Here is a 9,162-nt window from a genome sequence, read left to right as displayed (position 1 = left end):
ATGTCATCGCTGGTCGCGTTCTTCTTCTACATCCAGTACCGCAAACGAGGACTGCGCGCCCAGGACCGGCGCGATGCCGGCATCGCGGAGACCGCCGGCCGCCTTGCCTTCTTCCCCCCACGCAGCGCCTGGCCGGCGACCATTGCCGTCGGCGTCACGCTGCTGGCCCTGGGCGTGGTCTTCGGACTGTGGCTCTTCCTCACCGGCTGCGCACTGCTGGCCGGCGCCGTCTTCGGCTTCGTCTTCCAGCACTCCGACCGCTGACCCCACCCTGCCCCACCCGCGCCCCTTGTGGGGGGCGCTGTCCGTGGGCGAGCATCCGGAGGTGCCGGAGGTGGCGTCCGCCGCGGAGCGGGCGACAGCCCCGCGGGGCGGCGGGGCTGTCGGTGCCGGGAGCGGTGGAAGACGCCCGGCGGCACGGGTTCCTGGCGTCAGCGACAGCCGGTAGAACCAGCGCTTGCCCCAGCACACCACGGGCCGGGGGACAGCGCAGGCCGGAGCGCGCGACCGGGTGAGTCTCGTGCCCGCCAGGGCCGCCATCACCCTCGACGACGCCCCGCCGAAGATCGCCCTGGACGCCGAAGGCTATGCGACCGCGCTGCCCGCGGAGGCCAAGGGCTTGGCGGTCCCGAACTCGATTGCCGCGGCGCTCAACGACAACTTCGCCACCGGCGGCCGGCAGGAAGGCAGGATCTTCCCCGAGACCGCCGTCACCAAGCGACAGCGCCAGGTCCACCAGGACGGGGAAACCTGGCTGCGCCCTCCGGCCGCACCGGGTAACGGTCCGGCGGCCAGCCCCTCCAAGGACGTGATGCGCTCAAGACCACCGGGGCGCGGCGCTGACGGTGCTGTCCTCCGCGTACCAGCAGCGGCTGTTCGTCGTGTAGAGGGGGCCCGGTTCAGTCAGCTGGCCTCTGTCCATTGTCGGCGGCCACGAACGACCGCTCCCCGCCGCCGGACGCACCCGCCTTCTCGCCAAGATCACCACGGAGACGACCCCTGATGCTCCACGACGTCCCGCGCGCTCCCTACCTCCTGGCGGCTGACGCCCTCCGGAGGGGGACCGCCTCAGGAGGATTCAAGCCGGGCGATCGACTGCCTTCCCTGTCGCGACTCGAAGAGCGCTTCCATCGCGAAACCGTCCGGAGCGGGCTGCGTGTCCTCCATGAGGAGGGCTTGATCGATACAGTGCAGGGACGAGACAGCTACGTATGCGACGTCCCCTCGCCGAGCGCCGGCCGTGACCCGCTCGCCCCGGACCGGACCCCGCATACGACCGCGAGTACCAGGAACTGGCACGGCAGATCGCCGAGCTGACGCGCGAACTGAAGAGCCTGAGGAGCACCGTCGCCGCGTTCCAGACCGCCCGCAGCCAACACCACCCGGAGGGAATCCGATGGCCACCCAGCCCACTCCCGCAGGTCGTACACCCCTCAAACCGCCGGCCCTGCCCTCCGACGCCGGAACTGACCTTTTCAGGGCACCACCGGACGCCGGCGACCACGACGCCGAACCCCTCACCGGGCCCCAGCCCGCCGACCCTGCCACCACCGCGTGGCTGCGCCACCCCTTCTCGCCCCCCGCCTGAGCCGCCCGGCCGCCACCTCGGTTCCCGGTCCGACTCCCCCCGCGCCCGGGGAAGAGCAGGCCGCGCGCGTGGCACGGTGCGGGCGGCACACTCGTGATCTTCCGTGACGGCAAGACAAGCCATCTGAGGCAGTACCGCACCCGCGAAGAAGCCATCGCTCCGGCGGGAGCCCCGCGCCTGACCGCCCTGCCGTTTCGGTGCTGGTCGCACATGCCTGACCAAAGTGCGGATTCCACCTACGGGTACTGCCGGGCAAGTCCCTGGCGCGAGCACTGATCGCCGAGGCCCTCATGGAAGCATGCAGGGTCGATGCCTCGAGATTTGCCCCTGGTCCACCCGAGGGACTGCCGCTCGAGCGTCTCAGCGTGACCCGCACGGCATCCCACCGCCACCGCCCCGCCTGCTGACGCCTCACAGAGCGGACCACCGCAGGCGCAGGACTGGCGCGAGCCAGACTTTGAGTTGCGGCATGTTCGCCGCCACCCGCCAGCCGACGGTCGGATCACGAAGGCCGGGTCGACACTTGGTTTGGTACTTCCGCTGGCCTCGGGGCCGGGGGTACGGGAGCCCTGTCCTGTAGGCCGCCGCCCACGCGGGTGAGACTCGGCGTACCGTGTGCAGCGGCACAGGTCAGGGCACCCGTACAACACCTCCCCAAAGATCCCGGAGGAGGACATCGCGCCCGCCTCTTCTGTGACGCCAGTGGCTGGGCCTGCTCGTCGGCGCCCACAACCGGGCCCGGCAGCAGGGCGACAAGCTGCGCCTGGGGTACCCCGAAGGCCGGGTGCTGCGGCTCCCGGCCGCTACGGCCGCGACGGAGACGGCGAAGGATGCGGTGGGCGCCAGCGTCCTGGGTCGTCATGGTGAGAGCATGGATTACTGCCTACAGGGGTGGGGGGAGATCATGCGGGAGCGCTATCACGAGGAACTCGACGCCGTACACGACCAGCTTGTGGAGCTGGCCGCGTTGGTGACCAAGGCTATGGTCCGCGCGACGACCGCGGTGGTCAGCGGCGACCTCGATGCTGCCGAAGAGGTGATCAGCCAGGACGCGGTGATCGATGCGGCCCGTGATGACCTCGATGCCCGCGTGATGTCTGTCCTGGCCTGTCAGCAGCCGGTCGCCACCGACCTGCGCACGCTGGTGGCCGCCCTCCGCGTCTCCGCCGACCTGGAGCGGATGGGAGACCTGGCCCGCCACATCGCCGAGATCGCCCGGATGCGATATCCCAGCGTCCCCCTCCCCGCTGAGCTGCGGCCAGGAATCGAGGAGATGGGCCGGGCCAGCAGATGGCCACCAAGATGAGACAGGCTCTGGAGACCAAGGACCCCCAGGCCGCGGCGGAACTGCGTTTCGATGACGATGCCATGGACAACGTCCACCGCAGCACCTTCCAGCACATGACCGACGACGCCTGGCCCCACGGCATGGCGGCAGCCGTGGACCTCACCTTGCTCAACCGCTACTACGAGCGCTTCGCCGACCACGCCGTGAATGTCGCCAACCGCGTCATCTTCCTGGCCACCGGGGCCAACGCCCGGAAGTGAACCCCAGAACGGTTCCTTCGCGCCTGGCCACCCCAGGAAGGGGGGTCTCAGCCGCCAGCACCCGGCCCCAGCCCATCCGGCTGCGGCAAGGCCCGGGGCGTGGCCCATCCCGCCGGGCCGGGCCCGGGCGGGATCAGGGCGCGAGGCCGTCGACGGGCACGTCGACGGAGGACCCGTCGGCAGTGAAGGTCTCCCGCACCCACCGCACGCTCGCGCCGTGGACTTCCAGCGTCAAGCGGTGGGTGCCCGGCAGGCCCGAGCAGGCCACCACAGCGGCCAGCAACAGGTCCGCGAGCACCTCACCACCCGCCCGGCGCTGCGCCTCGCCAGGCGTCGGGACGGCGGCCGCGGGGACATCGACGGCCACCGGCTCACGCTCGCCGGTCACCTTCAGCGCCAGACACCCGGGGCCGGCCTTCCACCCGATCCGCTCAATCGTGTCGGCCCGCACCAGCTGCTCCCCGGCCCGCACCCACACGTCGCTCTCCGCCACGCCGACCGCCTCTCTCTCCGCTACGCCCAGCATGGCCTGCCCGCCACCCTCGCGGCGGGCAGACGCACCCGCCTGGCTGTCGACGGGCAGCGGCGGGTTCTGCCGAGGGACTGGTCTCCCTCCCCGGCAACCGGCGTCCACGGGTCCCAGTGGGTGGGTGTGGCGGGAGGGCCGTACGCCGAGTGCCGGCGGACTTCCCGGCGAGTCCGAGCCCGGCCTAGCTAGAGGGTGCTGTAGGGAAGTAGGGCGCCGCCGCCCGACGGGCTGCACTGCCCCGGCTGCCGCGTCGGGGGAGACCAGTTGGTGCCAGAGGCGTTCGACCAGCGAGTAGTCACCGATGTTGCCGCGCGGGGGCGGGGGTGATGGGGCGGGGGTCGATGCCGCGGCCCCCGCCGCCGGGAACCGCGGCCCCATACGGGCCTACCTGACCATTGAACAGTCCTACTGGACACGCCACGCTGCGTACTGCGGAGAGCAGCTCCCGCTCCAGCAACGCGACCGTGGAGAAGACCGGCGGCTCCGGCACCTACGAGAACACCCCGCAGGCCGCCCACCAGCGGCGCAGCCCCCGCCACACCGGCGCCTGCCGCCTGAACCTGGCAGGCCGGATTCCGACGGAGCTCGCTGGCCGCTACTACACCGACCGCTTCACCGCCGGCATGGACCTGGTTTTGATCGGCCGGACCACCGACTACAGCACCTTCGCCCAGGGCGCAGCGGCGGACACCGCCACACCCTGATGCCCCACCCTTCCGGACCGATCGCAGGCGCCCCGGAGCCCCTATCCAGCCGTCTGGGGCCTTGGCCTCCCGGCGCACCAGTGCGTCTCATCGGAGTTGAGCGCGTGTCATGGCGCGCTTCGCTGTAAGCGGGTGGGGAACATTTGGGAGCCGGAGTCGCGATGGGGCTGCGGTCGGCACGTCAGGGACATGCCGTGGCATGGGATGGAGGAACGTGGCCAATGGCAACAGGCAAAGTGAAGTGGTTCAGCGCGGACAAGGGCTTCGGTTTTATCGCACGGGATGACGGCGGCCCGGACCTGTTCGTGCACTACTCCGCTATCCAGACCAGCGGCTTCAAGGAACTGAATAAGGGAGACGTGGTCGAGTACGAGGCCACCCAGGGCCCCAAGGGGCACCAGGCGGAAAACGTCGTTCGCGCGACCCAGAACACCGAGCGGCGTCCTGTCGCCCGCCGGTGACCGCAAGGGCAGGGCGCCGGCGCCGGTGACACGGGCTGGGTGGCTCGCACAGAGCCGGTTCCTGCCCGAACTGGCCCGTCACACCCGCTGGTGTCCGGCGCGGGTCCAGGGCGCGGCCGATGCGGTCGTCGTTGAGGAAATCGGGAGTGATGCCGAAGACCTCCTCCACCGCCCACCGCGAGGCCCACTGGTTGACCTTGAACATCGGCATCGGCGAGGAGAGCCGGTTGGCGATCAGTACCTCGATGACCTGCCCGTGGCTGATGTGCGCGATGTCGGTCCGCATCGGGCACAGTCCGTCGATCATCCCGGCGACGTCCAGACGGCGCAGAAACTGCGCAGACGCGGGCAGAGAGCCCAGCCGCTTCTCCACCACAGAGGTGATCAGAAGCTCGGCACGGGGGCGGTGGACCCGGGAGCGGGCAGAACCGCTGAAGGCAGGCACGCCACCTACAACGCTCCAGAAACCGTCTCGGACACCGCCCCGACGCCGAACCACCACAACGAAGCACCTGCGAAAGACAGGACTAGGCGATCGGCACGAAGCAGGCCAGCGCGGGCCCGGCTGCCGAGATGGACAGGTAGCAGCTGGGCTCCAGGGGCTCGGCGAACGAAGTACGTTGGGGTTATCTCGTTCACCAGCAGGCGGTGACCAGGTAGCGCGGCTCGCGCGAAAGCGGGAACCCGCAGCGCCCCAGTCGGGGTGACCGGACGCAGCGTCCCCGGGCACCGGTCAACCAGCTTGGAACGGCATTCCCCGGCCGGCCCCGCCGCCACTTCGTTCTAACCAGACCATTCAGGAGGAGTACGCGATGACAACCACCACGGATGTGGTCATCCCGGCGTTGCATGACGCCCGCGACGCCCAAGCTGCGGTCGTCGAGAAATTCCAGGCTCACATAGCGGTCACCCCCGCCGGGGGCTACCGGCAGATCCTGGAGCGCCACGTCGCCGACGCCGAGGACCACATCAGCAGCATCGACGAACACATGAACCAGCTGCGGCCCCACGACCCGCTCCGGGACGCCCTCGAGGGGGCTCGTCACCTCGCCGGGCAGGCCACCCGGGTTGCCCGGCTGCCCCTCGACATCGCCGTGGCAGTGCCAGCCGGTATGTTGCGGGGCCGGAAAAGGGCCACGGAGCGCCAGCTGCTGAAGAACGCCGAGGACGAGTACGCGATCACCGCCTTGGCCGTGGCTACCTCCCGGGCCGGCGAAAGCATCGCCCAGGAGGCCGACGACGACCCCGGCGCGGACCTGCTCGGCTCCATCCGCCGCCGCGACGAGGAATTGCTGCAAACGCTCGGCGACAACCTCCAAGAACAGGCCGGGGCGGTGGTGGCCGCCGCGAACGGCGGCCGCCGTGCGGAGTGGGCCGGCTCCACCGGGGCCGCCGAGGCGGTCCGTGCCGGTTGGACCCGCCTGCGGGAGACGGTCGAAGCAAGCGGGCGGCAAGCTGAACAGTGGGAACAGCAGGCCGAACGTACGCTCGAAGATGCGGTCGAGCGGCTGCCCGGCGTGAGCCGGATGCGGGGCGAGGTGAAAGGGGCCGCGGCCTCGGAGGACGAGCTGCCGATTCCCGGCTACGGCGAGCTGACCGCCGTCGAGGTCACCGGCCGGCTTCGGCACCTGTCCCAGGCCGACCTGGCCACGGTCCAGGGCTATGAGCGGGCCCACGCGGGCCGTACCACGATCCTGAACAAGATCGCGGACCTGCGCGGGGACGAGCCCTGGCCCGGTTACGACTCCATGAAGGCCGACGAGATCCGCACCCGGCTGCGCGAGGCCGACGCCGACCTCGCCCGGCAGGTACTCGACTACGAACGCCGCCACCAAGAACGCACCACCATCACCACGGCCGCCGAACACGCCACTACATAACCGGCCGGTCCCCTGACGGTCTCTCATGCGGGCACCGGGCCACTCCCGCGGCCCGCCGCCCTCATGGCCGAGGTAGGCGGCGGCGAACGAAGATGGGGATGGCCGCGTCCTGCTGTGACCGGGGGCCTCGCGCGCAGGATCGGCAGCATGGCGGCGACGTTCCCGGCCTCGAATGCGGCCACCGCGCCCAGCAGCCGCCCCAAGGCCCCGCGCAGCACCCCGGGGTGTGGACAGGGCGTCTGGTCAGGCGTTTCCTGGATACGCGACCCATCCATCCGTGGGCGCCATCGCATCTCGGGCGCGGGTGTCCGAGACGATCCATGGCGCGGTCCATGCCACCGGACCCGACAGCTGTCGGGTGACCGTGGCCGGGGAACTCGACGTCGCCACCGCTGCCGACGTCCGGAACGTCCTGCTCGCCGCCGTCACCACGCACCAGCACGTCGCCGTCGACTTCTCTGGCCTGACCTTCTGCGACTGCGCCGGGCTGGGCGCGCTGCTGAGCGCCGCCCGCGCCGCGAGAGCCAGTGGTGCCGACCTGCACCTGCGCGCAGTGCCGCGCGCTCTGGCCCGGCTTCTTCGACTGTCGCACACCGGCGGTGCGTTCACGATCGAGTAACGACGATGGTCGCAAGGTGACGTGGAGAGGGCTGTTCTGCCGCTCAGACGCCACCACGGCAAGCGGGAGCACCTGGCCGAGGCCATCGACGCCGTCGCGTCCCTGGCCTGCCATGCGGTGATCATCCACCAGCCGGACCGCCAGGCCAACCGCTCCAACCTCAACTGCGAACGTCTCGTCAGCGGACGTACGGTCCGGACATCGCCGGGCCCATGCCCAGACGCGCGTGGTATTGGCGGTTCGAGGCGGATGGCGGATCTTGGGCCCGCAGCGGCGAGTGGTCTGGCGTCCGGGCGCCGGGAGGGGCAGGCTGCGGGGGACACATCCCAAGGGAGGCACGAGCGTGGCGATCACCACCGTCGGAGCGTTGTCCGCGCGGCCGTACGCGGCCGGCGACCAGGACGCCGTGCTCGCGCTGGTGGAGGCCGACCGGCTGCCAGGGCAGCCGGAGGCAACGCCCGCGATGCTCGCCCAGGCCCTGGCCGGGCGCTCGCCGGTGGACGGCGGCTGGTGGGCGGAGTTGGACAACGTCCTCACGGATGTCGTGCACGACCAGTCCGGGCAGGTGCGGGGGGTCGTCTCCTACGCCACTCGCCCCGGGGACGGGGCCGGACTGATCCTGTGGCTGCACACCGAGGAGGAAGACCAAGCAGTCGCCCAGGCCCTGGTCGGCCATGCGCTCGGCCGGCTCGGGCCGCGCACGGTGTACGCGTTCGAGTTCGCCTGCGCGCTCACGCTCGGACTGGAGGGCCTGCCAGTGCGCAACCGCCCGGCGACCCGCCGGGCCCTGGAGGCAGCCGGATTCACCGGCCATGAGCGGTGGCGCTACCTCCACCGCCCGTTGGACGGCCCGCTGCCGACGGTCGCGTACCCGGTCGTCGACGTCCGCCAATGCGCCGACCCGCCCGGCTGGCAACTCCACCTGCGTGAGAGCGACGGCACCCCGGTCGGCGAGGCCACCATCGGCCGCCCCAGGAACAGGACCGGCGTGCTGTGGTGTATCAACATCGACCCCGCGCACCGCGGCCGCGGACTCGGCCGCCTGCTGCTCGGACAGTGCCTCACGCGCCTGGCCGCCGAGGGCGCCCGCGAGGTGATCGCCTACGTCGACGACGACGCCCCGCCCGGCGACCCCGAGCACGACCGCACCGCCGCCAACCGGCTCTACGACTCCATGGGCTTCACCGAGCTGGACCGGCTCTGGTCCTTCACCCGCCGCCCCTGAGCCTCGGCGCACCGCCGACGATGCGGCCACGAGCCCGCGGACGAGGACGTCCACCATCACCGGGACGACCCACTGGCGGCCGAACAGGTGCAAGCGCTGTTCGCCGGCGCTGCGGCGGGAGGCTGGTGTCAGGAGGGGCGGCACGTAACCGGCGGTGGGCTGGCAGGCGCTGTCCAGGCAGGTGCCGAACACGCTGGATGCGTGGCTGGAGATGCGCACCAATCCGGCGCCGAACCCGCCGCCGCAGCGGCATCACGGCTGAAGGATGATCTTGCGACCGGTGTGCGCAACGGTAAGACGTTAGCGGCACCATGGATGTATGAGCGGGAGTGAGAGTCCACGCGTCCCGATCGTGGTGGCGGGCGTCCAGCACGGCGAGCCGCCGTTCCGCATCGTGCTGGTCAACGGGGAGCCGGTCGGCCAGGCGTTCTCGATCGTGGACGTGATCGAGTTCTCTCTTCGCTCCGGGCTGGAACACGTAGACCTCGACGACCCGTCGGTCATCAGGTGGGTGGGGGGCGACAAGTTCACGTGGACGCGGCAGTCAACATGAGGGCCGTCTGGTCGGGCTTCATCTCGTTCGGCCTGGTCACGATCCCTGTGCGCCT

11 protein-coding genes and 2 pseudogenes are annotated in these 9,162 nt (G+C 70.9%); 11 read left to right on the top strand and 2 right to left on the bottom strand.

Going from position 1 to position 9,162, the window contains the following annotated elements:
* The 5 genes and pseudogenes from ctaF to phoU all read left to right on the top strand — a co-directional run.
* A partial coding sequence (gene ctaF / locus FCI23_RS52200) for an aa3-type cytochrome oxidase subunit IV (RefSeq protein ID WP_169317423.1) occupies positions 1-264 on the top strand: 264 nt, incomplete at its 5' end.
* Between the two features lie 193 nt (positions 265-457).
* Positions 458-1,003 carry a hypothetical protein gene (locus FCI23_RS52195; protein ID WP_136730964.1) on the top strand — a complete coding sequence of 182 codons (546 nt, stop codon included), beginning with the start codon at positions 458-460 and terminating at the stop codon, positions 1,001-1,003.
* Positions 1,003-1,317, top strand: a complete 315-nt coding sequence (locus tag FCI23_RS64450; RefSeq protein WP_136730963.1) for a winged helix-turn-helix domain-containing protein — start codon at positions 1,003-1,005, stop codon at positions 1,315-1,317. The genes FCI23_RS52195 and FCI23_RS64450 overlap by 1 nt, the downstream gene beginning before the upstream one ends.
* A gap of 79 nt (positions 1,318-1,396) precedes the next feature.
* A complete protein-coding gene (locus FCI23_RS52185) occupies positions 1,397-1,588 on the top strand; it encodes a hypothetical protein (RefSeq protein WP_136730962.1) in 192 nt (63 codons plus the stop codon).
* A gap of 904 nt (positions 1,589-2,492) precedes the next feature.
* A pseudogene (phoU, locus tag FCI23_RS52180) lies at positions 2,493-3,136 on the top strand (phosphate signaling complex protein PhoU).
* 133 nt (positions 3,137-3,269) lie between these two features.
* On the opposite strand, the gene FCI23_RS52175 reads toward phoU, so the two are convergent.
* The gene (locus FCI23_RS52175; protein ID WP_136730961.1) at positions 3,270-3,662 is read right to left on the bottom strand and encodes a hypothetical protein; all 393 of its coding nucleotides are present in this window, start codon (positions 3,660-3,662) and stop codon (positions 3,270-3,272) included.
* A gap of 398 nt (positions 3,663-4,060) precedes the next feature.
* On the opposite strand from FCI23_RS52175, the gene FCI23_RS52170 reads away from it, so the two are divergent.
* Positions 4,061-4,369, top strand: a complete 309-nt coding sequence (locus tag FCI23_RS52170) for a hypothetical protein (protein ID WP_136730960.1) — start codon at positions 4,061-4,063, stop codon at positions 4,367-4,369.
* Between the two features lie 221 nt (positions 4,370-4,590).
* A complete protein-coding gene (locus FCI23_RS52165) occupies positions 4,591-4,830 on the top strand; it encodes a cold-shock protein (protein ID WP_136730959.1) in 240 nt (79 codons plus the stop codon).
* Positions 4,831-4,945: 115 nt separating this feature from the next.
* Here the strand turns inward: FCI23_RS52165 and FCI23_RS62855 are convergent.
* Positions 4,946-5,203, bottom strand: a pseudogene (locus FCI23_RS62855) (DUF4277 domain-containing protein); the annotation flags it as partial.
* Between the two features lie 439 nt (positions 5,204-5,642).
* Here FCI23_RS62855 and FCI23_RS52155 point away from each other — a divergent pair.
* The 4 genes from FCI23_RS52155 (at position 5,643) to FCI23_RS52135 (ending at position 9,107) form a co-directional block, all read left to right on the top strand.
* Positions 5,643-6,710, top strand: coding sequence for a hypothetical protein (locus FCI23_RS52155; protein WP_136730957.1), 1,068 nt, complete (start codon positions 5,643-5,645; stop codon positions 6,708-6,710).
* A 304-nt stretch (positions 6,711-7,014) separates the two neighbouring features.
* Positions 7,015-7,329, top strand: coding sequence for an STAS domain-containing protein (locus tag FCI23_RS52145; RefSeq protein ID WP_169317422.1), 315 nt, complete (start codon positions 7,015-7,017; stop codon positions 7,327-7,329).
* A gap of 343 nt (positions 7,330-7,672) precedes the next feature.
* On the top strand, positions 7,673-8,554 hold the full coding sequence (locus FCI23_RS52140) for a GNAT family N-acetyltransferase (RefSeq protein ID WP_136730954.1): 882 nt from the start codon (positions 7,673-7,675) through the stop codon (positions 8,552-8,554).
* A 319-nt stretch (positions 8,555-8,873) separates the two neighbouring features.
* Positions 8,874-9,107 carry a hypothetical protein gene (locus tag FCI23_RS52135; protein WP_136730789.1) on the top strand — a complete coding sequence of 78 codons (234 nt, stop codon included), beginning with the start codon at positions 8,874-8,876 and terminating at the stop codon, positions 9,105-9,107.
* Positions 9,108-9,162: the final 55 nt, after the last annotated feature.

This window comes from Actinacidiphila oryziradicis, assembly GCF_005047355.1.
GTDB classification, from domain to species: domain Bacteria; phylum Actinomycetota; class Actinomycetes; order Streptomycetales; family Streptomycetaceae; genus Actinacidiphila; species Actinacidiphila oryziradicis.
The sequence above is the reverse complement of the archived record's forward strand: the minus strand, read 5'-3'. Positions and strand labels throughout refer to the sequence as shown.